The sequence below is a fragment of the Pseudomonas syringae group sp. J248-6 genome, assembly GCF_032586995.1.
GTDB classification, from domain to species: domain Bacteria; phylum Pseudomonadota; class Gammaproteobacteria; order Pseudomonadales; family Pseudomonadaceae; genus Aquipseudomonas; species Aquipseudomonas amygdali.
This window is the reverse complement of record NZ_JAWHOP010000005.1, coordinates 110,000-132,682: the sequence shown is the minus strand read 5'-3', so window position 1 is coordinate 132,682 and position 22,683 is coordinate 110,000. Positions and strand designations below refer to the sequence as shown.

The following is a 22,683-nucleotide window of genomic DNA, read 5'->3' as shown; positions in this document are numbered from 1 at the left end:
TTTCAGCACTTTCCCACAATAAATTCAATACAGGTACGACAAGCCTGTGAGCTCAGGCTGTAGGTTTCGCGCCATACCAGCGCGGCGTATAGACCCAATTGCCGCCTTCGTTGCGAGGGAAGGTGCAGGTCAGAGAAGAGCCGATCAGCACCATGGTTCGCATGTCCACCTGCTCCGGCGTGAGCTCACCCAGCGTAATGACGCGCAGGGTCTGGCCAGGACGACCGATGTCGCGCCCAAGCGTGACGGGCGTTTCAGGAATGCGGTGCTGGCGAACGATCTCCAGCGCACGCCCCAGTTGCCAGGGTCGTGAACGGGAAATCGGGTTGTAGAAGGCCAGCGCAAGGTCTGCCTGACAGGCAAGGTCCAGACGCTTTTCGATGATCTCCCAAGGCTTGAGGTTATCGGACAGCGACAACACACAGAAATCATGCCCCAACGGCGCACCAGCCTGAGCGGCGGTTGCCAGAGAAGCCGAGACACCCGGGAGAATCTCCAGCTCGACAGAGTGCCAGTGCGGGTTGCCGGACTCGTGCAGCGCTTCAAGCACTGCCGAGGCCATGGCGAACACGCCCGGATCACCGGACGACACCACAACCACCGAACGACCTTGCGCGGCCAGTTCGAAGGCATGCCGGGCACGCAGCATTTCTTCGCGATTGTCGGTGCAATGCAGCACCTGATCGGCACGAAACGGCCCGGCCATGCGCACGTAGGTTTCGTAACCCAGCACATCATTGGCGCGTGCCAGTTCAGCCTTGACCGCAGGCACCATAAGGTCCGCTGCGCCGGGGCCCAGGCCGATGACTGCAAGCCGGCCACGCCCACGGCCGATGTTCTGCACATCCAGCGGTTGAGTCGCGACGGCAATCGCCATGTCGTCGACGCTGAGTGGCGGCAACCGTTGCGGCACGCAGCGGGAGGCCATTTCGCTGGCCGCCCCAGCCTTGTCGAAGCGCACCGGGACGCCCAGCTCGCTGGCTGCCTGATGCAACTGCGCGTTGGCCATCTGCTCTTCGCTGGTCAGCAGACAAGCCAGCGATTGCTCGGCAATGCTTGCGTCGTGCAACGCCGAGCGGACCCGCATAGCCAGTTCAGCGGTTATTTCGCTGACGGCGACCAGTACACTGCGCGGGTAGATCAGTAATTCATGGGGAGCGGGCTCACGTAGGGCGCAGCCGACATGAATCGTCAGCTCAGCCTGCGGATCTTCGGGCAGTTGTGCTTGCTCCAGCCAGGGTGCCTCGCCTTCAATGCGCACCGGCTCGCCGGAGAGCAAGTCGGAAACAAAACGCTTGCCCAGCTCCAGGTCGCCCAGTGCATAGCCGCTGGGCGGGTTGAGCAGGCAGGTGCCGAAGCGCAATTCGCCGCTGGTGGTGATTGCCGGTGCAACGCCAAGCCCGTTGGCAATGCTGCGCGCCATGACATTGACCCCGCCCAGGCCACCAAGCAGTGGCACCACTGCACTACCGTCCTCAGCTACGGCGAGTACCGGCGGCTCGACGCCCTTCTCCAATAGCAGCGGGGCCAGGGTGCGAATCACTATGCCAGCGGCACACAGGGCGATAATAGGGGTGTTCTGCTGATACAACTGACGCAGCGTGCTACCGAATTCGCTGTAGGTAATGTCAGCGTTCTGCACACGCTCGGCCAGGCCATGAATCTGCGCATCGGGAAACAGCTGCTGAATGCGCCGCGCAGTAGCCAGGCTGCCATTGCCGAGAATAACGATGGCTGGAATGTTGAGAGTCATCAGCCTTGCCACCTGTCACCCGGAACGATAATCAGCGAAAAATACGGCGAAGACATCGGGTCTACCTGATCCAGCGGTACTATTTTCTGGTTGCTCATGGTCGCGCGCTCGACATACAGCGCACGCCCGGCCATGCCCAGCTCGGTCAGCACTTCACGAACCTTGTGAAAGTTGCGACCCAGTTTCATGATCACCGCGGCGTCGGCATCAGCCAGCTTGCGTTTCAGGTCCTCGTGGGACAGCACGCCGGACAGCACCGACAGGCTCTGGTTGCGATACACCAGCGGCGCGCCCAGTACAGAAGCACCACCAAGCATCGAACACACACCCGGAATCACTTGCGCCTCGTAGCGCTCGGCCAGGCGGTCGTGCAGGTACATGTAGGAACCGTAGAAGAACGGGTCGCCTTCGCAGATCACCGCTACGTCACGCCCGGCATCCAGATGCGCCGCAATGTGCAGGCTGGACTCGTCGTAGAAGTCGCTGATGACTTTTTCGTAGGACAGCGGCGCTGGCAAGGCCTCGGTGGTGACCGGATAGACCAGTGGCATCAACGTTTGAACGTCCTGCAAGTGCGCTTCGATAATGCCGAATGCGTTGCCCTTTTTACCCTTGGCCACGAAGTACGCCACCACAGGCGACTCCCGCAGCAGGCGCAGCGCCTTGACGGTAATCAGCTCCGGGTCGCCGGGGCCGACGCCCAGGCCAATCAATCGACCGCGTGCCTGCATCATTCGATCTCCGTGGCCAGTGCATTGACAGCGGCCACGGCCATGGCGCTGCCGCCACGACGACCCTGCATGATCACAAATGGCACGCCACGGCTGTCTGCGGCAAGCATGGCCTTGGACTCGGCAGCGCCGACAAAGCCAACCGGAAAGCCGAGAATCAGCGCTGGTTTCGGCGCGCCTGCATCGAGCATTTCGAGCAGATAGAACAGCGCAGTCGGCGCATTGCCGATGACCACTACGCTGCCTTCCAGGTACGGACGCCACAGCTCCAGCGCCACCGCAGAGCGCGTATTGCCCAGTTCGAGCGCCATTTCCCGCACGCCTTCATCGTGCAATGTGCAGATGATCTGGTTGTTGGCGGGCAGCCGGGTACGGGTGATGCCTTCTGAGACCATGCGTGCGTCGCAGAGGATCGGTGCACCGGCGGCCAGGGCATTGCGCCCGGCTGTACCGGCACCCGGCGAGAAGCGCAGGTCTTCGATGACTTCGACCATCCCGCAGGCGTGGATCACGCGCACGGCGAGTTTTTCCAGGTCGGCGGGGATCGTGTCCAGGCGCGCTTCGGCGCGAATGATCGAGAAAGAGTTGCGATATATCTCCTGACCATCGCGGATGTAATCAATCATGCAATGTTGCTCCGTGAGTCGGCGTTCAACTGCGCACCGACTGCTTCAATAGTAAGGTCACGCGCACGCAGCACACCGAAACCGGCATGCGCTGCGTCGCGAAAATAAAGGTCGTAACGGCCGGGCGAAACGGCCAGCAAGGTTACCGGCGCTACGTGAGCAGCGGCGCAGGAGCGCGTGCAACCACTTAAATGAACGGCCTGACTGGCAACCAGGCCGTTAGCCAGTTGCAGCGCATCGGCCTTGGTATCGGCCAGCCCTTTTGCACAGCCGGCAGAACCGGTACACGCCACAATCTGCGCCAGTGGCTGTTCGGCCGAACAGATCAGACCCGCGGCCTGCAACGCCGTCATCACTGTTGCAGCGCGCTCGACCGGCACATTGGGCAACAGCAGGCTCTGCCAGGGCGTCAGGCGCAAAGTGCCGTCGCCCTGCTCTTCTGCCAGTTGCGCGACGATGGCGAGCGTGGCGGCATCAAGACGCCCCAGCGGAACCACCGCCCCCACCGCAACCCGCGCAGGCTCGGCCTGTGGATAAATACCGATATGCCGATTGCCCTGAATGGCCGGGCGCTGCCAGCCGGTGACGGCTTGATCCACCCGCAACGCGCAGTCCAGCCGGGTAGAAAGCTCGCGCAACACATCGTCGGTCGACACCTCGGCCAGCAGATGCCGCATCCGGGTGTGCTCCGGGCGGGCCAGATCGAGGAACAATTCCAGCAACCCGACAACCAGCTTTTCTCCAGCCGCCAGCGGCACAGCGGCCAGCGGTCGATCATTGGCCGGGCAACCGGCCAGCCCGAACGCCAGCAGCACTTCGCCGTCGAGGTTCAGCGCCGACAGCCACACATCATGCGCGTGTTCTAGCATCACCAGCGCTTCACCAGCATCCAGCGACAACGCAAATTTGGGTGACAGTTCATGGAAGCGCGGATGATTTTCCAGCGCATCGAGAACCTGCGCCGCCAACGGTCGGGCATCGAACAGCATGCGCGAATCCAGCCCCGCGGTCGGGCTGAGCATCAGGTTGCGCACATCGTCACTGGCAGGGTTGGCCGGGCCGAGTCCTGCCGCCATCAATGCCTTGATCAACCCATCGTGATCAGCGCCGATGCCGCGAATTTGCAGGTTGGCGCGGTTGGTGGCTTCGATAACGCCCTGTGCATAAGTCTGCGCAGCCTCTGCAACCGCCATTGCCTGCACACTGCTGATGACCCCGCCCGCCAGCTTGATCCGGCAGATCCCGCCGTCCAGTGCCGAGACGATACGCAGCAACCCCGGACAGGCCGAGGGGCGTAGCGTTGCAGAGGATGTGCGAGCGGACTGCGGCTCGTTCAATGGATCACCCGGTATGAACTGGACGTGGATTAGAGCACTTGTACCCCGTCGGGCGCGGTATTATGCCTGCTTTGTCCGCAGGCATGAAAAGGCGCTCTGTCGGAAGTTCGGATTGAGGTAGGTACATGTCGCCGTGGCTGACAGTCGTGGGAATCGGAGAAGACGGTTACAAGGGCCTGGGCAAGAACGCCCGGCACGCTCTGCTGCACGCTGATCAGGTGTTCGGCGGTCCGCGCCAGCTGGCATTGCTGCCGCCGTGCATTCGCGCCGAGCGGCGTGCATGGCCGAGTCCGTTCTCGCTGAACCCGGTGCTGGAACAGCGCGGTGCCGAAATCTGCGTACTGGCCAGTGGCGATCCGATGCTGTTCGGCGTCGGCGCCAGTCTGGCACGCGTGGTCGCCATCGACGAAATGCGCATTCTGCCCGCCCCTTCTTCTTACTCTCTGGCCGCCGCTCGTCTGGGCTGGCCGTTGCAGGAAGTCGTTACCTTGTCAGTGGTTGCCCGGCCGGTGGCCGCTCTGAACGCCCATTTCCATCATGGCGTCCGTCTGTTGGTGCTGAGCAATGACGGCAGCAGCCCCGCAGTAATTGCCGGTTTGTTGCGCGAACGAGGCTTTGGCCCTAGCCGCATGACGGTCCTGGAGCATCTGGGAGGTGAAGCCGAACGGCGCGTCGAGGGGCTGGCCAGTGAATGGGGCAATCCCGAGATTGCTGCGCTGAACTTGGTTGCCGTCGATTGTCGCGCCGACGCCAGCGCCATTCGCCTGAGTACAGTGGCCGGTTTGCCAGACAGCGCTTTCGAGCATGACGGCCAGTTGACCAAACGCGACGTGCGGGCCATCACCCTTGCCCGCCTTGCTCCGGTGCCGGGTGAACTGCTTTGGGACGTCGGCGCGGGCTGCGGTTCCATCGGCATCGAATGGATGCGCGCGCACCCAACCTGCCGGGCGATGGCCATAGAAGCGGACGAAGGCCGTCAGCAACTGATCGAATTCAATCGCGATGCGTTGGGCGTGCCGGGCCTGCAATTGGTCCGTGGCAGCGCGCCACAGGCGCTGAGCGGTCTGGAGCGTCCGGATGCGATTTTCATCGGCGGTGGCGTGACCCGTATCGGCGTGCTGGAAACCTGCTGGGAGCAGTTGCGCTCCGGCGGGCGGCTGGTCGCCAATGCAGTAACCCTGCAAAGCGAGGCTGCACTCATGGCCTGGCGCGATCGGCATGGCGGCGAACTGACGCGTATTCACGTCGCCCATGCTCAGCCTCTTGGCGAGTTCGATACATGGCGTCAGGCCTTGCCGATCACTCTGCTGGATGTAGTCAAACCCTGATGCGCGAAGAAACCGCCGAACAGCCTGCTCCGCTGCGCAGTGGCCTGACCACCGGCAGCTGCGCCACAGCAACCAGCCTCGCGGCAGCGCGGCTGTTACTCAGCGGGCAAATCAGCGATGCGGTAGAGATTGTGTTGCCCAAGGGCAAACAGGTGCAGATGCGCCTGGAATTCTGCCGCCTTGTGGATAACTTCGCCGAAGCCGGAACACTCAAGGATGCCGGGGACGATCCCGACGTTACTCACGGCGCGCTGGTGTTTGCGCGCGTCAGGCTGGAAATGGCACCCGGCGTGCGCTTCGTGGCAGGCGCAGGTGTAGGCAGCGTGACCCGCCCCGGCCTGGTGTTGGCGGTGGGCGAGCCCGCCATCAACCCGGTGCCTCGACGCATGATGACCGAACACTTGCTGCAGCTGGCGGAAGAACTCGGCTACAGCGGTGGTTTCGAGGTTACGATTGGCGTCGAGGGCGGCGAAGCGCTGGCGCTCAAAACCATGAATCCGCGCCTCGGTATTCTCGGCGGGCTGTCGATTCTCGGCACCAGCGGGATTGTCCGGCCCTTCTCCTGCGCGGCGTACATCGCGTCGATCCATCAGGGCATCGACGTCGCCACCACCAACGGCTATCGGCATATTGCCGCCTGCACCGGCAACGCCAGCGAAGACACCATGCGCCGCGTGTACAACATCCCGGATATCGCCCTGATCGAAATGGGCGATTTCGTCGGCGCAGTGCTCAAGCACCTGCGCAAGGTGCCTGTGGATAAGTTGAGCCTGTGCGGTGGCTTCGGCAAGATCAGCAAACTGGCCGCAGGCCACATGGATCTGCACAGCCGCCATTCGAGCATCGACCTGCCGCAACTGGCGCTGTGGGCTGCGGATACAGGCGCGGACGCAGACCTGCAACAGCGTATTCGCGATGCCAATACCAGCCAGCAGGCGCTTGCGATGAGCGCTGCGGCGGGTGTGCCGCTGGGTGATGAGGTGTGTCGTCATGCGCTGGCTTTTGCCCGTAGCGTGGTGCCTGCACAGGTTCAGGTCGAAGTGTTCGCCATCGACCGCCAGGGCGGAATTGTCGGTCAGGCGGGCGTTGCGTTATCGAAGGAACACACATGAAACGAATTCTGCTGTTGGGCGGCATTACCGAAGCGCTGGCGATTGCACGCAGGCTCGGGCCTGAGCACATCTATAGCCTGGCAGGTGTGGGTCGAGTGCCGGCAGATCTGGCCTGTCAGTTGAAAGTTGGCGGCTATGGCGGCGCAGAGGGCATGGCGCAGTACATTCGTGACCAGGGCGTCGATTTGCTGCTGGACGCAACCCATCCGTATGCTGCACAAATCAGCCGCAACGCTGCATGTGCGGCCCGGCTGACTGGAATTCCCTGCTGGGCCTTGCGCCGCACTGCCTGGCAGGCTGGTGCGGGTGATGACTGGCGTGAAGTGGCCGACTGGTCAGAACTGGTCACGGCACTGGCGCCCTTCAAGCGCCCACTGTTCACCCTGGGGCGCGAGCCTTTGCAGCATCTGCACGAGATTCCGGAGCATCAATTCTGGACGCTTCGGGCATTGGACAGCTACCCCGGCAATGACCACTGCGAAGTGATCGGCGCGCGCGGCCCGTTTGCACTGGAAAACGAACGTCAGCTGTTTGAACAACGCGATATTGATGTGCTGATCAGCAAAAACAGCGGCAGCAACTCCACCGAACCCAAGCTTGAAGTCGCCCGCGAGCGCGGCCTGCCCGTCCTGATCCTGAAACGCCCGGAGTTGCCTGAGGTGGATCGGATTTTGTGGAGCGTGGATGAGGTGCTTGAGGCGTTGGGGCTTGTTGACGATCAGATTGACAATGCCTGAAATCTGGTTCCTTAGAGGGCCTTTCTTCATTTTCTGAGGGAAAATTCCGAACATCCCAGAGTCTCTTGTTTAGGACAAACTTGATAACTAGCCTGCGCGACCAACAGCTGGTAACTTATCGAGGTGTATCCCAAGGGATACTCGAAAATATGAATCGCTTTGAACAGACACCCGCTTTTGCGGAGTGGTTAAGGTCGTTGAAGGACTCCATTGGCAGAGCTCGAATTCTGGCTCGAATAAGAGCAGCAGAGCTCGGTAACTTCGGGGACTGCGATGCTTTAGGTCAAGGCGTCAGAGAGCTACGAATACACCATGGACCAGGTTATCGGGTGTATTTTGCCCGACGCACGGGTGTGGTTTACCTGCTCTTGATCGCTGGTGACAAATCGTCTCAAAAGCGCGACATAAAATTTGCCAGACAGCTGGCGAGAGAGCTCTGTGAGAGGGAGTAACCATGAACAACGAGACGACACCGTTCGATACCGTCGACTATTTGAAGACACCTGAAGATATGGCCAATTATCTGGATGCGTGTCTTGAAGAGGATTCAGGAGACGGGCTGCTCATAAGGGCCGCGCTGAACGACATAGCAAGGGCTTATGGAATGACACAAATCGCACGTGATACAGGTCTTGGTCGTGAGAGCCTCTACAAAGCGCTGGGTGCAAACGGTAATCCAGAGTTCACGACCATCATGAAAGTCGTGAGGGCGATGGGGATCAAACTACACGCAAGTACGCGCTAAAAAACTCGAAATAGCACGCTTGCCCGCCTCTCTCACCTCAAATACCTGAACGTCACCGGAGAATCCCCGCATGCTCAAAAACGCACTCCTGCTGACCGCATTACTGCTGCCATCCTGCTTCGCCCAGGCCCATGAGTACAAGGCTGGGCCGTTGCTGATTAGCCATCCCTGGTCAATGGAGCTGCCGCCCAATGCACCGACGGTCGCGGCGTATTTCACTGTCGAGAACAAGGGCGACAGCGCAGATCGTCTGATCAGCGTCGACAGCCCCATCGCCGGGCAAGCGCAGTTGCATGAGCATATACACGCCGACGGGCTGATGAAGATGCAGCACGTTCAGGCGGTCGACATCCCGGCCGGTGCGAAGGTGAGTTTCGCGCCGATGGCCTGGCACGTGATGCTGCTGGACCTCAAAGACCGTTCGAAGCTGGTTACAGGCCAGCGCTTCCCGATGACCCTGCACTTTGAAAAGGCGGGAGATGTCGAGGTGCAGGTCGTGGTACAAAAGCAGGCTCCGGAACACCAGCACTGAGTCGTTTTACAGAGTGAGCACATTGCGCCGCGTTCGCGACAGATCAGCCACCCGTAACAAACGGGGCGCATGGCTGAGTCTGTTCGCCATGTTGATGATCTTTATCGGTCCACTGGTTTCCCAGTCGATGCCGATGGATCATCACGCCGGCATGTCGATGTCCATGCCAGCCAGTATGGATATGTCGGCAGACAGCCACGCCCATCACGGCGGCGAGCATTCCATGCCTGCCGACGCGGGCATGAGCGATCACGCGCTGTGGGCAAAATGCGGCTATTGCACACTGCTGTTCAGTTGCCCGGCGCTGCCCCATGTGCTGGAACTGGTCGCAGCCCCGCCGCCAAGGCCGGGTGATTTCTTTGCCTCGCAGCCGCTGCCGGGGCATGCACACAAGGCTATATTCCCCAATGCCCGAAGCCGGGCACCGCCAGCGCTCACCACGGCATAACCCGAAAAAAAGATTCCACGACGGCGCGCAGCTCAAGGCTGCGCGCCATTCGTGCTGTGTTATCCCTATTGGGGAGCGTTGAACGTGTCCAAACCTGATGTCTCTTTTTACAACCTTGCCTGGCGATGGCATTTCTATGCAGGGCTGTTCGTCGCGCCGTTCATGATCCTGTTATCGCTGACCGGCATCATTTACCTGTTCAAGCCGCAACTGGACAACCTGATGTACCACGACCTGCTCAGCGTGGCACCGGCCGAGCACCGCCTCACTGCCGACGAGCTGCAACAGCGGGTAAAGAGTGCTTACCCACAGGCAGCCATTGGCAAGTATTTCCCGCCGTTAAGCGCCGAGGGCAGTGCGCAGTTTGTGATCAGCGAGCAGGGCCGGGAGGTGAATGTCTTCATTGACCCCTATCGCGGCGAGATTCTTGGCACTCAGGACGCCAAAAAGAACCTGCAGGCGATTGCCCGCGCACTGCATGGCGAGCTGATGATCGGTACGCTGGGTGACCGGCTTGTCGAGCTGGCGGCTGGCTGGGGGATTGTGCTGGTGGTCTCCGGCCTTTATCTATGGTGGCCCCGAGGCCGCTCGGCCGCCGGCGTGTTCTGGCCACGCCTGACCGCCAAGGGGCGCGTGCTGTGGCGTGATCTGCACGCGGTGACGGGTTTCTGGGGTGCGTTGTTGCTGCTGTTCATGCTGTTGAGCGGCATGACCTGGACCGGGCTATGGGGCAAACAATACGCGGCGGTGTGGAACACCTTTCCGGCAGCCATGTGGACAAACGTGCCCAAGTCCGACAAGCAGGCTGGCGAGTTGAACAGTGCCAGCGTGCAGACCGTGCCGTGGGCCATGGAAAATACGCCGATGCCGGTTTCAACCGGCGAGCACGCCGAGCACATGGACCACATGCATATGTCCAGCGCACCGGCAGCGCCAACCGTGTCATTGCAGCGAGTTGTCGACATTGCACGCGCCAGAGAGATCGTACCGGGCTACAGCATCACCCAGCCTAAAACAGCTGATGGCGTGTTCACCGTGTCGGTGTTCGCCGACGACCCGCGCGATGACGCGACGCTGCATATCGATCAGTACACCGGCAAGGTGCTGGCCGACGTGCGCTACGTCGATTACAGCGCAGTTTCCAAGGCCACCGAGCTGGGCGTGATGCTGCATGAAGGCAAGTTTTTCGGCTGGATCAATCAGTTGCTGATCCTGCTGGTCTGCCTGATGGTACTGCTCAGTTCGGTCAGTGGGCTGGTGATCTGGTGGAAGCGCCGACCTCGGAGCGGGCTGGGTGTACCGCCATTGCGCCACGACCTGCCACGCTGGAAAACCGCGGCGGTGGTCATGATTGCCCTGGGCGTCATATTCCCTCTGGTGGGTATTTCGATGCTGATTGTCTGGGTGCTTGATCGAATAGTGCTTTCACGCTTTGCCAAAACAGTGGCAACAGCTTAGATTGCTCGCTGCGGGACCTGAAACCATTGAGTGGCGTTGTGATGAATTCCTCCTCATACCCGGTTTCAGGTCCCGCCCTGCCTTGAATCGCTCCTGCCCCCCGAACCTTCCTACCGATTAGATCGCCAATGCTGCCTTCACCGACCTGCGCTGGCCGATAGCGGTGCGCCGTCAGCCCTGACTACAAGGACCACTTCAGTCAGCCGGATATCGAAAGCCGTACTTACCTCACGCGCTTTATCGACAAGCAACTGGATAAAGTGCTGAAACAGCCATCCGTAATGCCCGAGCACAACTGACCAGCCTGACAACTGCCTGGCCTGCATCCTTGCAGGAAGCAAACAGCGCTGAGCGTTTGAAGTTCGAGTCGCGTGCAACTGGGTGCGACAACACGGGTCAACGGCCAGCTGTTCGTCTGGTTCGATGCTCCCGAGCGACTCGTTGACCAGACCTACGATCTTTACACCGGAGCACAGGAGTTCTGGGTATGAGGCGCTTGGCCGTTTGAACACAAAGACAGTAGAGACAATCCTGGTATTTCATGGCCCGCACCATTGCAGCGCATAGCGCACGCCCTCTTCCTGCCCCTGTTCCAGGTTGGTGCGCATACCCTTTACTGCGCGACACATTCGTTCCGTTTTGCGACGCGCTTACGTTGGCCCAGACCTTGCTAAAGCCTGAAAGAACAACGTAATGCACCGCCGCAGACCCATCAAAAAAATGAACCAAGGGAGCTAGTCAATGAAGCGTCGCAGCCTGATCAAAGCCTTTACCCTGTCCGCATCGATCGCCGCCATGGGGCTGACCTGGACCGTTCAGGCTGCCGAAACCATCAAGGTCGGTATTCTGCATTCGTTGTCCGGGACCATGGCGATCTCCGAGACATCGCTCAAAGACATGGCCTTGATGACTATTGACGAAATCAACGCCAAAGGCGGCGTCAACGGCAAGATGCTCGAAGCAGTGGTTGTCGACCCGGCTTCCAACTGGCCACTGTTCGCCGAAAAGGGCCGCCAGTTGCTGACCCAGGACAAGGTAGCGGTGGTCTTCGGTTGCTGGACATCGGTATCGCGCAAATCGGTGCTGCCGGTCTTTGAGGAACTCAACGGCTTGCTGTTCTACCCTGTGCAGTACGAAGGCGAAGAGATGTCGCCCAACGTGTTCTACACCGGTGCCGCGCCTAACCAACAGGCGATCCCTGCGGTCGAGTACGTAATGAGTGAAGAAGGCGGTTCGGCCAAGCGCTTCTTCCTGCTCGGCACCGACTATGTCTACCCACGTACCACCAACAAGATTCTGCGTGCATTCCTGCACTCCAAAGGTGTAGCGGATAAAGACATCGAAGAGGTCTACACTCCGTTCGGTCACTCCGACTATCAAACCATCGTGGCCAACATCAAGAAGTTCTCTGCGGGTGGCAAGACAGCGGTTATCTCCACCGTGAACGGCGATTCCAACGTACCGTTCTACAAGGAACTGGCCAACCAGGGCCTGAAAGCCACCGACGTACCGGTTGTAGCGTTTTCGGTAGGCGAAGAAGAACTGCGCGGCATCGACACCAAACCACTGGTAGGCCACCTCGCCGCCTGGAACTATTTCCAGTCGGTGGAAAACCCGGTCAACAAGAAGTTCGTCGCTGACTGGACTGCCTACGCCAAAAAGAAAAACCTGCCAGGCGCTGACAAAGCGGTAACCAACGACCCGATGGAAGCTACTTACGTCGGTATTCACATGTGGGCACAGGCAGTCGAAAAAGCCAAATCCACTGACGTGGACAAGGTACGCGAGGCCATGGCCGGACAAACCTTCGCAGCACCGTCGGGATTCACCCTGACCATGGACAAAACCAACCACCACTTGCACAAGCCGGTAATGATTGGCGAAGTGGAGGACAACGGTCAGTTCAACGTCGTCTGGCAGACCAAAGAGCCGATCCGCGCCCAGCCATGGAGCCCCTACATTCCTGGCAACGACAAAAAGCCTGATCATCCCGTGAAGAGCAACTGACCTTCGATTGATGATGATCGCTCCCACGCTCCAGCGTGGGAGCGCAGTTCTGGACGCTCTGCGTCCGATCCTGAGCGCGCGGCTCGGTGCATGATTGACGCAGAGCGTCACGAAAGGCATTCCCACGCAGAGCGTGAGGAACGAGCAGTGTCAGGGCAAACAGCCACGAGCGCTTTGTGGAACGCCACAACAGATCAAGGCCATATTGATATGCCTTCTTATCTCTACCGTATGATCCTCGCCATCAGCCTGCTGCTGCCCCTTGCAGCTCAGGCCGGCGATGCCAGTGATTTTGTCGCAGCCAGTTCTGCGCAACAGGCAGAACTGCTGGAGAGCTGGGCAGCCAAGCCGACAACCGAACGCGTCGAACTGCTTGAAGCTCTGCGCGATGGCCGTGTTGCCGCCGACAGCAGCAAGCGCGCCTGGATCGAAAACAACGATCAATACGTGCCGGCCGATGCACAAGCCCCTGCAGCAGCCGACGCCCCAAACCCTGACGAACCGCGCAAACTGCGCCTGAACAACCGGCTGCGTGGTCTGGTTGAAACAGCGCTGGCCAGCCACCAGTTGCTGGCAGCCGATACGCAACTGCGCATGGCAGCAGCCCTGCAATTGCAAAAAAGCGCTCGCCCTGCACAACTGGAACTGCTGACCGAACGTGTCGCCAGCGAAACCGATTCCAGCGTCAAAAGCGCGCTGACCCTGGCGCTGGCCAACCTGCAAATGGTCGACTCCAGCCCGACAGTACGTCTGGCTGCCGTGCGACTGCTGGGTGAAACCGGTGACCCGCTGGCGCGTACCCGCCTTGAATCATTGCTGGCGCCCGGCGTGGAAACCGACGCTTCGGTACGCGTGGCGGCTGAAACCAGCCTGGCACAGGTGAAGCGCAAGCTGATGATCGGGGAAATCCTCGGTCAGGCGTTCAGCGGCATGTCGCTGGGGTCGATCCTGCTGCTGGCGGCGCTGGGCCTGGCGATCACCTTCGGCCTGCTGGGCGTGATCAACATGGCCCATGGCGAGATGCTGATGCTGGGCGCCTATTCAACCTATGTCGTGCAACTGATGCTGCAGCGCTACGCGCCAGGTGCCATCGAATACTATCCGCTGATCGCGCTGCCGGTGGCGTTCTTCGTCACCGCCGCTATCGGCATGGCCCTGGAACGCACAGTGATTCGTCACTTGTATGGCCGCCCACTGGAAACCCTGCTCGCCACCTGGGGCATCAGCCTGATGCTGATTCAGGCCGTGCGTCTGGCCTTCGGCGCGCAGAACGTTGAAGTCGCCAACCCGCAATGGCTGTCTGGCGGTATCCAGGTGTTGCCTAACCTGGTATTGCCCTACAACCGCATCGTAATCATCGCCTTCGCGCTGTTCGTGGTCGTACTGACCTGGCTGCTGCTGAACAAGACCCGATTGGGGTTGAACGTGCGCGCCGTGACCCAGAACCGCAACATGGCCGCCTGCTGCGGCGTGCCGACCGGGCGCATCGACATGATGGCATTCGGTCTGGGTTCGGGTATTGCAGGTCTGGGCGGCGTCGCCCTGAGCCAGATCGGCAACGTCGGCCCCGACCTTGGCCAAAGCTACATCATCGACTCATTCCTGGTGGTGGTGCTCGGCGGTGTCGGGCAACTGGCCGGTAGCGTGATGGCGGCCTTCGGGCTGGGCATCGCCAACAAGATTCTCGAACCGCAAATCGGCGCTGTATTGGGCAAGATCCTGATCCTGGCGCTGATCATTCTGTTTATCCAGAAACGTCCGCAAGGCCTCTTCGCATTGAAAGGACGGGTGATCGACTGATGAGCCAGCCATTGATGGTAACTGCCGCGCAAAAAGTCGGGCCCAAGGGCACGCTGACCGCAGGCATTGTGATATTGGCTGTGCTGTTGGCACTGCCGTTGCTGTCGTTGTTGCCTGCCGATAACAGCTTTCAGGTATCGGCCTACACCCTGACCCTGGTGGGCAAGATCCTCTGCTACGCCATTGTCGCCCTGGCGCTGGATCTGGTCTGGGGCTATGCGGGGCTATTGTCGCTGGGCCACGGCCTGTTCTTCGCGCTGGGCGGTTATGCCATGGGCATGTACCTGATGCGCGAGGCCGCAGGCGACGGTTTGCCTGCGTTCATGACTTTCCTGTCGTGGACCGAACTGCCGTGGTACTGGGCAGGCACCGACAATTTCCTCTGGGCGCTGTGCCTGGTGGTCCTGGCGCCGGGGTTGCTGGCGCTGGTGTTTGGTTTCTTCGCCTTCCGCTCGCGGATCAAGGGCGTGTATTTCTCGATCATGACCCAGGCCCTGACGTTTGCCGGCATGCTGCTGTTCTTTCGCAACGAGACCGGCTTTGGCGGTAACAACGGGTTTACCAACTTTCGCAGCATTCTGGGTTTCAGCATCAGTTCCCAAGGAACCAGAGCGACGCTGTTTCTGGCGACGGTCGTGTTGCTGGTTGCCAGCCTGTACATCGGCTGGCGTCTGGCGCAGAGCAAGTTCGGCCGGGTTCTGACGGCGTTGCGTGATGCGGAAAACCGCCTGATGTTCTGCGGTTACGATCCGCGCGGCTTCAAGCTGTTTGTCTGGGTCTTGAGCGCCGTGCTGTGCGGCCTGGCCGGGGCCCTGTATGTGCCGCAGGTCGGCATCATCAACCCCAGCGAAATGTCCCCGACCAACTCCATCGAAGCTGCGGTTTGGGTAGCATTGGGCGGCCGTGGCACGTTGATCGGCCCGTTGTTGGGCGCGGGTCTGGTGAATGGCATGAAAAGCTGGTTCACCGTGGCTTTCCCGGAATACTGGCTGTTCTTTCTCGGCGCGCTGTTCATCATCGTCACGCTGTACCTGCCCAAGGGCGTGATCGGCTTGCTGAAGAAAAGGAGCGAGCAATGAAAACCACTCCTACCCCGTCGTTCATGCTTGAACCGGTTCTGGCACCCAACTCCGATGCAGGCACCAGCCGCGATGCGGTAGGCCTCGGCAAAAGCGCTGGCAAAGGGCTGAACACGCGGCACGGCACGATCCTAACGCTGGAAGACATCAGCGTCAGCTTCGACGGCTTCAAGGCACTGAACGACCTGAATCTGTACATCGGCGTGGGCGAACTGCGTTGCATCATCGGCCCCAACGGCGCTGGCAAGACCACGCTGATGGACGTCATCACCGGCAAGACCCGCCCCAGCCACGGCAAGGCCTGGTTCGGTGAAACGCTGGACCTGACGCAGATGAGCGAAGTGCAGATCGCTCAGGCCGGGATTGGCCGAAAATTCCAGAAGCCGACGGTGTTCGAAGCCTTGAGCGTATTCGAGAACCTCGAACTGGCCCAAAAGACCGACAAATCGGTATGGGCCAGTTTGCGTGCACGGTTGAGCGGCGAACAGCAGGACCGGATACACGAAGTGCTGGAAACCATTCGCCTGACCACCTCCATGCACCGTCCGGCAGGCTTGCTGTCCCACGGCCAGAAGCAGTTTCTGGAGATCGGCATGCTGCTGGTTCAGGACCCGCAACTGCTGCTGCTCGACGAGCCGGTGGCGGGCATGACCGACGCCGAAACCGAATTTACCGCCGAGCTGTTCAAGGGCCTGGCCGGCAAGCATTCGCTGATGGTGGTCGAGCATGACATGGGCTTCGTCGGCTCGATTGCCGACCACGTCACCGTGCTGCATCAGGGCAGTGTATTGGCCGAAGGCTCGCTGAACGACGTGCAGGCCGACGAACGCGTAATCGAAGTGTATTTAGGGCGCTGACGCAACGAACTGATCGGCGCGCGGCACGGAAATACCTGTCCAGACGCCCCGCGTCCCAACATTACGATTACGCTGCAACCGACGAGAACATTCACCATGCTCCAGGTCGAAAAGCTTCATCAGTATTACGGTGGCAGCCACATTCTTCGTGGTCTGTCGTTTGATGTGAAGGTCGGTGAAGTCACCTGCCTGCTGGGCCGCAATGGCGTAGGCAAGACCACGCTGTTGCGTGTGCTGATGGGCTTGTTGCCGTCGAAGGAAGGCTCGGTGCAATGGGAAGGCAAGACCATCACCCAGTTCAAGACGCATCAGCGGGTGCATGCCGGGATTGCTTACGTGCCGCAAGGCCGGGAAATCTTCGGCCGGCTGACGGTCGAGGAAAACCTGTTGATGGGCCTGTCACGTTTTCCGGGCTCCGAAGCCAAGGAAGTGCCGGCATTTATCTACGAGCTATTCCCGGTGCTGCTGCAGATGAAACATCGGCGTGGCGGCGATCTGTCCGGCGGTCAGCAGCAGCAATTGGCGATAGGCCGGGCACTGGCGAGTCGTCCACGCTTGCTGATTCTCGACGAGCCTACCGAAGGTATTCAGCCCTCGGTGATCAAGGAGATCGGCGCAGTGATCAAAAAACTGGCCGAGCGCGGCGACATGGCGATTCTGCTGGTCGAGCAGTTCTACGACTTCGCGGCGGAACTGGCCGATCAATACCTGGTGATGTCGCGGGGAGAAATCGTCCAGCAGGGCCGTGGCGAGAACATGGAGACCGACGGGGTTCGCGGTCTGGTGACTATTTAATTAATGCGCCAATCCGTTATCGTGCCGCACTCGACAAGCCAATGAAGACACCATGAATCTGCCTGCCAACACCGCCCTTTTCACCCCCAGATGGCATGCCGAGCTGGAATTGGGTTATGGCCGTTTCGATGACAGCACACGCCCGACCCAACGGCGCCACAAAGGACCGCTGCGGGTGCAAAAGCATCTGTATGCCGAAGGGCCGCAGGTGTGCCAGCACATCATCGTTCACCCACCGGGCGGTATCGCCGGGGGAGACCGGCTGGATATTTCGGCCACGGTCGGTGCCGATGCCTGGGCACAACTGACCAGCCCCGGCGCAGCGAAATGGTATCGCGCCGCCAGCCCGGCCTTTCAGCAACTGGAGCTGCATGTCCAGCCCGGCGCGACACTGGAATGGCTGCCGCAGGAAACCATCGTCTTCAGCAATGCCCAGGCAGAACTCACCACCCGCATAGAACTGCACGGTGACGCGAAGCTATGCTACTGGGATGTAGTAGCACTGGGCCGTCCGGCCAGCGGCGAGTGTTTCGAGCAGGGGCATTTTCAGTCGCATCTGGATATCCGTCGCGACGGCACATTGCTCTGGCACGAACGGCAACGCATCATCGGTGGCGACGGGCTGCTGGACTCGCCCATCGGTCTGGACGGCAAAACGGTATTCGCCACCCTGCTACTGACCGGTGAAGTGAGCAGCGATCTGCTTGAAGCCTGTCGCTCACTGTCGATGCCCAACCCGGTGCGCGGTGATCTGACCCAATTGCCGGGCCTTGTGGTGGCTCGCTGCCTGGCAGACGAAGCGCTGCACGCGAGGGCCTGGCTGATAGAACTCTGGAAACGACTGCGCCCGGCAGTGCTGGGCCGAGAGGCAGTAACGCCGAGAATCTGGAATACATGATGGCTGGACGCACAGTATTCAGGGCGGCATTTCCGGGCACAAGCACGGGAAAGACATCTACTTGAAGACACGGAAACCCCATGGACCTGACACCACGCGAAAAAGACAAGCTGCTGATCTTCACCGCCGGACTGGTTGCCGAACGGCGTCTGGCGCGCGGCGTGAAGCTCAATTATCCGGAAGCCATGGCTTACATCTCTGCGGCACTGCTGGAAGGCGCGCGTGACGGGCAGACCGTCGCTGACCTCATGCACTACGGCACGACCCTGCTGACCCGCGATCAGGTCATGGAGGGCATTGCGGAGATGATCCCGGAGATTCAGGTGGAAGCCACCTTCCCGGACGGCACCAAACTGGTCACCGTGCATCAGCCGATTGCCTGAAGGAGTGATCATGCAAGACGTGATTCGCGATGCCCTGCCGGTCGATCTGCCAGGCATTCTGGCCATCTACAACGACGCAGTGCTCAACACCACGGCTATCTGGAATGAACAACCGGTCGACCTGGCCAACCGCCAGGCCTGGTACGCAGCTCGCCAGAGTCAGGCGTATCCAATTCTGGTGGCCGTCGATTACGCAGGCGAAGTGCTCGGCTATTCATCGTTTGGCGACTGGCGTCCCTTCGAAGGGTTTCGCCATACGGTGGAGCATTCGGTCTATGTTCGCGCAGACCAGCGCGGCAAGGGGCTGGGGCCGCAACTGATGGCATCGCTGATCGAACGGGCCAGAGCCTGCGACAAGCACATGATGGTAGCCGCCATCGAAAGCGGCAACGCGGCCTCCATCGCCCTGCATGAACGCCTTGGCTTTCAGACCACCGGACAAATGCCGCAAGTCGGCACCAAGTTCGGCCGCTGGCTGGACCTGACCTTCATGCAACTGGATTTGTCGCCCGGTGTTCCGGCACCCGCGTCACAAGCACCCAAGCCCCTCTAGAGAGCACGCCATGAACCATGCACAACTGCGACGTGTTACCGCTGAAAGCTTCGCCCATTATCGCCATGGCCTGGCGCAGTTGCTGTTCGAAACGGTTCAAGGCGGCGCATCGGTGGGGTTCATGGCTGATCTGGATATGCCGCAGGCGTACGCCTGGTGCGATAGCCTGAAGGCCGATATCGCCGCGGGCAGTCTGCTGCTGTGGGTGGTGGCCGAAGACGATAACGTGCTGGCCAGCGCGCAGTTGTCACTGTGCCAGAAGCCCAATGGCCTGAACCGCGCCGAAGTGCAGAAACTGATGGTGCTGCCCAGCGCCAGAGGTCGTGGTCTGGGCAGGCAACTGATGGACGAAGTCGAGCAGGTTGCAGTGAAACACAAGCGCGGGTTGCTGCACCTGGACACCGAGGCGGGCTCGGTGGCTGAAGCGTTCTATAGCGCGCTGGCCTACACCCGCGTCGGCGAACTGCCAGGCTACTGCGCCACACCGGACGGTCGACTTCACCCGACCGCCATTTATTTCAAAACCTTGGGGCAACCGACATGATCCCTGGTCAATACCAGATCCAGCCCGGCGATATCGAACTCAACGCCGGACGCCGCACCCTCAGCCTGACCGTCGCCAACAGCGGCGACCGGCCGATTCAGGTGGGCTCGCATTTCCACTTTTTCGAAACCAATGACGCACTGACCTTCGATCGCGCCGCCAGCCGAGGCATGCGCCTGAATATTCCCGCCGGCACCGCAGTGCGCTTCGAACCGGGCCAGTCCCGTGAAGTCGAGCTTGTGGACCTGGCCGGATTGCGCAAGGTCTACGGCTTTGCCGGACGGGTAATGGGCAATCTGGATTGAAGCCTTTTTGAATATCGTTCCGACGCTCCGTGGGAATGCAGTTGGTGACGCAGGGCGTCGCCGGATGCATGCCAACGCGGAGCATTGGCACGAGAATCAGTCAGGTTTGCGTACAACGATGCATAAGGAATCACCATGAAGATTTCCAGACAAGCCTACGCCGACATGTTCGGCCCCACCGTTGGCGACAAGGTTCGGCTGGCGGATACCGAGCTGTGGATCGAGGTCGAAAAGGACTTCACCACCTATGGCGAAGAAGTGAAATTCGGCGGTGGCAAGGTCATCCGTGACGGCATGGGCCAGGGCCAATTGATGGCCGCTGACGTGGTCGACACGCTGATCACCAACGCCCTGATCATCGACCATTGGGGCATCGTCAAAGCGGATGTCGGCATCAAGAATGGGCGCATCGCAGCCATCGGCAAGGCCGGGAACCCGGACATCCAGCCAGACGTGACCATTGCGGTCGGCGCGGCCACCGAAGTCATTGCCGGTGAAGGCATGATCCTCACCGCTGGCGGCGTCGACACGCACATCCACTTCATCTGCCCACAGCAGATCGAAGAAGCGCTGATGAGCGGCGTGACCACGATGATCGGCGGCGGCACCGGCCCTGCCACTGGCACCAACGCCACCACAGTCACGCCCGGTCCTTGGCACATGGCGCGCATGCTCCAGGCTTCGGATTCGTTTCCGATGAACATCGGCTTCACCGGCAAGGGCAACGTCAGCCTGCCCGGTCCGCTGATCGAGCAGGTCAAGGCGGGCGCTATCGGTCTGAAGCTGCACGAGGACTGGGGCACCACGCCTGCGGCCATCGACAACTGCCTGAGCGTTGCCGATGAATACGACGTGCAGGTCGCGATTCACAGCGACACGCTGAATGAGTCAGGTTTCGTCGAAACCACCCTCGCCGCATTCAAGAACCGCACCATCCACACCTACCACACTGAAGGCGCAGGTGGCGGCCACGCGCCGGATATCATCAAGGCCTGTGGTTCACCGAATGTGCTGCCCAGCTCGACCAACCCGACCCGGCCCTTCACCCGTAACACCATCGACGAACACCTGGACATGCTCATGGTCTGCCACCACCTGGACCCGAGCATCGCCGAAGACGTGGCCTTCGCGGAAAGCCGCATCCGCCGCGAAACCATCGCCGCCGAGGACATTCTTCACGACCTGGGCGCCTTTTCGATGCTCAGTTCAGACAGCCAGGCCATGGGCCGGGTTGGCGAAGTGATCATGCGCACCTGGCAAACCGCCGACAAGATGAAGAAACAACGCGGCCCCCTGCCGCAGGACGGTCCCGGCAACGACAACTTCCGCGCCAAGCGCTACATCGCCAAATACACCATCAACCCGGCGATCACCCATGGCATCAGCCATGAAGTGGGCTCCGTCGAAGTCGGCAAGTGGGCGGACCTGGTGCTGTGGCGTCCGGCGTTCTTCGGTGTCAAACCGACCCTGATTCTCAAGGGCGGCGCCATTGCCGCCAGCCTGATGGGCGACGCCAACGCTTCGATCCCGACCCCGCAACCGGTTCACTACCGCCCGATGTTCGCCAGCTACGGCAGCTCGCTGCATGCCACCAGCATGACCTTTATCAGCCAGGCAGCATTCGACGCAGGCGTACCGGCGTCACTGGGCCTGAAGAAGCAGATCGGTGTGGTCAAAGGTTGTCGCACCGTGCAGAAGAAAGACCTGATCCACAACGACTACCTGCCGGACATCGAAGTCGACCCACAGACCTATCAGGTCAAGGCCGACGGCGTGCTGCTGTGGTGCGAACCGGCCGATGTGCTGCCGATGGCACAGCGGTATTTTCTGTTCTAGCAAAGCGCTCGAAAGTGGGGGGCTCTTGTTGAGCCCCTGCTGCTCGACGTACAAACTGGATTAAAGCCCTAAGGCTCAAGACGCCCCAGGAATGTCTCTTTAGAGTTCAGTATCTGCAACGACTGCAGCGAGTCGTTGATGGCGTCGAGCATGCCCAGATCCTGTTCAGTCGATTTACCCTGCAACACCCGATGCAGAGCAAGAAATACGCTGAGTTTGCCTCCAGCCATATAGTCCCGTTTGCTTACTTTTGCATCTGCCAGTATCTCCCCCGCCAGCGCGATTTGCTCTTCGACGAACGCTGCAAACTCTGTCTTCAACATGTTGAATCTCCGGTTATGAGGTGAGTAGCAACTCATCCAGCACTTGCACCATCCGCTCCCTGGTTTGCTGCCCTACAAGGTCTTCCCGTACTCTTTTGCCATCCTTGAAAAAAACCATCGTCGGACCGTGATTTATCTCGTACTCGTTCGAAGTCACGGGGTTCAAAGAGTCTTTGAGATCCGAATCCAGCTCGATCTCTACTCTGATCAGGCTTACCTTTTCGGCGTATTTCTCTTCCAGCGCATCAAAAATGGCATCCATTCTGGCGCTGGCGTTTTGATCACCTCGTTTACTGACTTTTCCTTTCGTCGAGAACTCCACCGCCACAAGCCTGTGGCAGCTGGCATCGACAACCTCTTTCTGGAAGGTTGAATCGGTAGCAGTGATGACACTCATGTTCAGGCCCCTCATTCAATTAATCGCTGATTGAACATAGGCCTGCAAAAAAAGGGCGTCTACTGACAGAAATGACAGTGAACGCCCTGTTTGTCGTGT

General features: G+C 60.2%; 25 protein-coding genes. 19 read left to right on the top strand and 6 right to left on the bottom strand.

Translation table 11 applies throughout. The annotated features are described in order from the left end of the window. Window positions 1–52 precede the first annotated feature (52 nt). From cobJ to cobG, 4 genes are read right to left on the bottom strand one after another with little or no spacing between them, the layout of a single operon-like run. Entirely contained in the window at window positions 53–1,753 is a 1,701-nt protein-coding gene (gene cobJ, locus RYC17_RS08855; RefSeq protein ID WP_316902754.1) for a precorrin-3B C(17)-methyltransferase, read from the bottom strand. Next, window positions 1,753–2,487 carry a precorrin-2 C(20)-methyltransferase gene (locus RYC17_RS08850; RefSeq protein WP_371875197.1) on the bottom strand — a complete coding sequence of 245 codons (735 nt, stop codon included), beginning with the start codon at window positions 2,485–2,487 and terminating at the stop codon, window positions 1,753–1,755. Before RYC17_RS08850 ends, cobJ begins: the two co-directional genes overlap by 1 nt. Next, a complete protein-coding gene (locus RYC17_RS08845; protein ID WP_002555383.1) occupies window positions 2,484–3,110 on the bottom strand; it encodes a precorrin-8X methylmutase in 627 nt (208 codons plus the stop codon). The genes RYC17_RS08850 and RYC17_RS08845 overlap by 4 nt, the downstream gene beginning before the upstream one ends. Further along, entirely contained in the window at window positions 3,107–4,447 is a 1,341-nt protein-coding gene (gene cobG / locus RYC17_RS08840) for a precorrin-3B synthase (protein ID WP_316902752.1), read from the bottom strand. The genes RYC17_RS08845 and cobG overlap by 4 nt, the downstream gene beginning before the upstream one ends. Window positions 4,448–4,572: 125 nt before the next feature. Here cobG and cbiE point away from each other — a divergent pair, with 125 nt between their 5' ends. The 19 genes from cbiE (at window position 4,573) to ureC (ending at window position 21,864) form a co-directional block, all read left to right on the top strand. Next, window positions 4,573–5,775, top strand: coding sequence for a precorrin-6y C5,15-methyltransferase (decarboxylating) subunit CbiE (gene cbiE, locus RYC17_RS08835; RefSeq protein WP_316902750.1), 1,203 nt, complete (start codon window positions 4,573–4,575; stop codon window positions 5,773–5,775). Then, window positions 5,775–6,887, top strand: coding sequence for a cobalt-precorrin-5B (C(1))-methyltransferase (locus tag RYC17_RS08830; RefSeq protein WP_058402638.1), 1,113 nt, complete (start codon window positions 5,775–5,777; stop codon window positions 6,885–6,887). The genes cbiE and RYC17_RS08830 overlap by 1 nt, the downstream gene beginning before the upstream one ends. Beyond that, window positions 6,884–7,624, top strand: coding sequence for a cobalt-precorrin-6A reductase (locus tag RYC17_RS08825; RefSeq protein WP_058402639.1), 741 nt, complete (start codon window positions 6,884–6,886; stop codon window positions 7,622–7,624). Before RYC17_RS08830 ends, RYC17_RS08825 begins: the two co-directional genes overlap by 4 nt. Window positions 7,625–7,773: 149 nt before the next feature. After that, on the top strand, window positions 7,774–8,076 hold the full coding sequence (locus RYC17_RS08820) for a type II toxin-antitoxin system RelE/ParE family toxin (RefSeq protein ID WP_005746690.1): 303 nt from the start codon (window positions 7,774–7,776) through the stop codon (window positions 8,074–8,076). A gap of 2 nt (window positions 8,077–8,078) precedes the next feature. Beyond that, window positions 8,079–8,369 (top strand): addiction module antidote protein, encoded by a 291-nt coding sequence (locus tag RYC17_RS08815; RefSeq protein ID WP_054076832.1) that lies wholly within the window; start codon window positions 8,079–8,081, stop codon window positions 8,367–8,369. Window positions 8,370–8,439: 70 nt separating this feature from the next. Next, window positions 8,440–8,901: a copper chaperone PCu(A)C gene (locus tag RYC17_RS08810; protein ID WP_058408656.1), complete on the top strand. Its 462-nt coding sequence runs from the start codon at window positions 8,440–8,442 to the stop codon at window positions 8,899–8,901. A gap of 13 nt (window positions 8,902–8,914) precedes the next feature. Then, window positions 8,915–9,349, top strand: coding sequence for a DUF2946 domain-containing protein (locus RYC17_RS08805; protein WP_044320604.1), 435 nt, complete (start codon window positions 8,915–8,917; stop codon window positions 9,347–9,349). Window positions 9,350–9,433: 84 nt separating this feature from the next. Further along, window positions 9,434–10,807 carry a PepSY domain-containing protein gene (locus tag RYC17_RS08800; protein ID WP_316902749.1) on the top strand — a complete coding sequence of 458 codons (1,374 nt, stop codon included), beginning with the start codon at window positions 9,434–9,436 and terminating at the stop codon, window positions 10,805–10,807. Between the two features lie 741 nt (window positions 10,808–11,548). Beyond that, entirely contained in the window at window positions 11,549–12,814 is a 1,266-nt protein-coding gene (urtA, locus tag RYC17_RS08795; RefSeq protein WP_230016915.1) for an urea ABC transporter substrate-binding protein, read from the top strand. A gap of 210 nt (window positions 12,815–13,024) precedes the next feature. Beyond that, a complete protein-coding gene (gene urtB / locus RYC17_RS08790; protein WP_316902748.1) occupies window positions 13,025–14,614 on the top strand; it encodes an urea ABC transporter permease subunit UrtB in 1,590 nt (529 codons plus the stop codon). Continuing rightward, on the top strand, window positions 14,614–15,693 hold the full coding sequence (gene urtC, locus RYC17_RS08785; protein WP_058402642.1) for an urea ABC transporter permease subunit UrtC: 1,080 nt from the start codon (window positions 14,614–14,616) through the stop codon (window positions 15,691–15,693). The genes urtB and urtC overlap by 1 nt, the downstream gene beginning before the upstream one ends. Next, window positions 15,690–16,550 (top strand): urea ABC transporter ATP-binding protein UrtD, encoded by an 861-nt coding sequence (urtD, locus tag RYC17_RS08780; protein ID WP_058402643.1) that lies wholly within the window; start codon window positions 15,690–15,692, stop codon window positions 16,548–16,550. Before urtC ends, urtD begins: the two co-directional genes overlap by 4 nt. Before the next feature lie 96 nt (window positions 16,551–16,646). Further along, the gene (urtE, locus tag RYC17_RS08775; RefSeq protein ID WP_003368879.1) at window positions 16,647–17,345 is read left to right on the top strand and encodes an urea ABC transporter ATP-binding subunit UrtE; all 699 of its coding nucleotides are present in this window, start codon (window positions 16,647–16,649) and stop codon (window positions 17,343–17,345) included. A gap of 52 nt (window positions 17,346–17,397) precedes the next feature. Beyond that, on the top strand, window positions 17,398–18,243 hold the full coding sequence (locus tag RYC17_RS08770; protein ID WP_316902747.1) for an urease accessory protein UreD: 846 nt from the start codon (window positions 17,398–17,400) through the stop codon (window positions 18,241–18,243). An 80-nt stretch (window positions 18,244–18,323) separates the two neighbouring features. Beyond that, window positions 18,324–18,626, top strand: coding sequence for an urease subunit gamma (gene ureA, locus RYC17_RS08765; RefSeq protein WP_002555400.1), 303 nt, complete (start codon window positions 18,324–18,326; stop codon window positions 18,624–18,626). 10 nt (window positions 18,627–18,636) lie between these two features. After that, window positions 18,637–19,179, top strand: coding sequence for an N-acetyltransferase family protein (locus tag RYC17_RS08760; protein WP_316902746.1), 543 nt, complete (start codon window positions 18,637–18,639; stop codon window positions 19,177–19,179). A 10-nt stretch (window positions 19,180–19,189) separates the two neighbouring features. Continuing rightward, window positions 19,190–19,723 (top strand): tabtoxinine-beta-lactam acetyltransferase Ttr, encoded by a 534-nt coding sequence (gene ttr, locus RYC17_RS08755; protein WP_122259636.1) that lies wholly within the window; start codon window positions 19,190–19,192, stop codon window positions 19,721–19,723. After that, window positions 19,720–20,028 carry an urease subunit beta gene (locus RYC17_RS08750; RefSeq protein ID WP_122259635.1) on the top strand — a complete coding sequence of 103 codons (309 nt, stop codon included), beginning with the start codon at window positions 19,720–19,722 and terminating at the stop codon, window positions 20,026–20,028. The genes ttr and RYC17_RS08750 overlap by 4 nt, the downstream gene beginning before the upstream one ends. Before the next feature lie 135 nt (window positions 20,029–20,163). Further along, window positions 20,164–21,864, top strand: coding sequence for an urease subunit alpha (gene ureC, locus RYC17_RS08745; RefSeq protein ID WP_058408647.1), 1,701 nt, complete (start codon window positions 20,164–20,166; stop codon window positions 21,862–21,864). A 68-nt stretch (window positions 21,865–21,932) separates the two neighbouring features. Here ureC and RYC17_RS08740 read toward each other — a convergent pair whose 3' ends face one another. Together RYC17_RS08740 and RYC17_RS08735 are read right to left on the bottom strand one after the other, a co-directional pair. Next, window positions 21,933–22,187, bottom strand: coding sequence for a hypothetical protein (locus RYC17_RS08740; protein ID WP_058402648.1), 255 nt, complete (start codon window positions 22,185–22,187; stop codon window positions 21,933–21,935). Window positions 22,188–22,200: 13 nt separating this feature from the next. Then, window positions 22,201–22,584, bottom strand: coding sequence for a thioredoxin family protein (locus RYC17_RS08735; protein WP_031597718.1), 384 nt, complete (start codon window positions 22,582–22,584; stop codon window positions 22,201–22,203). Between the last annotated feature and the right edge of the window lie 99 nt (window positions 22,585–22,683).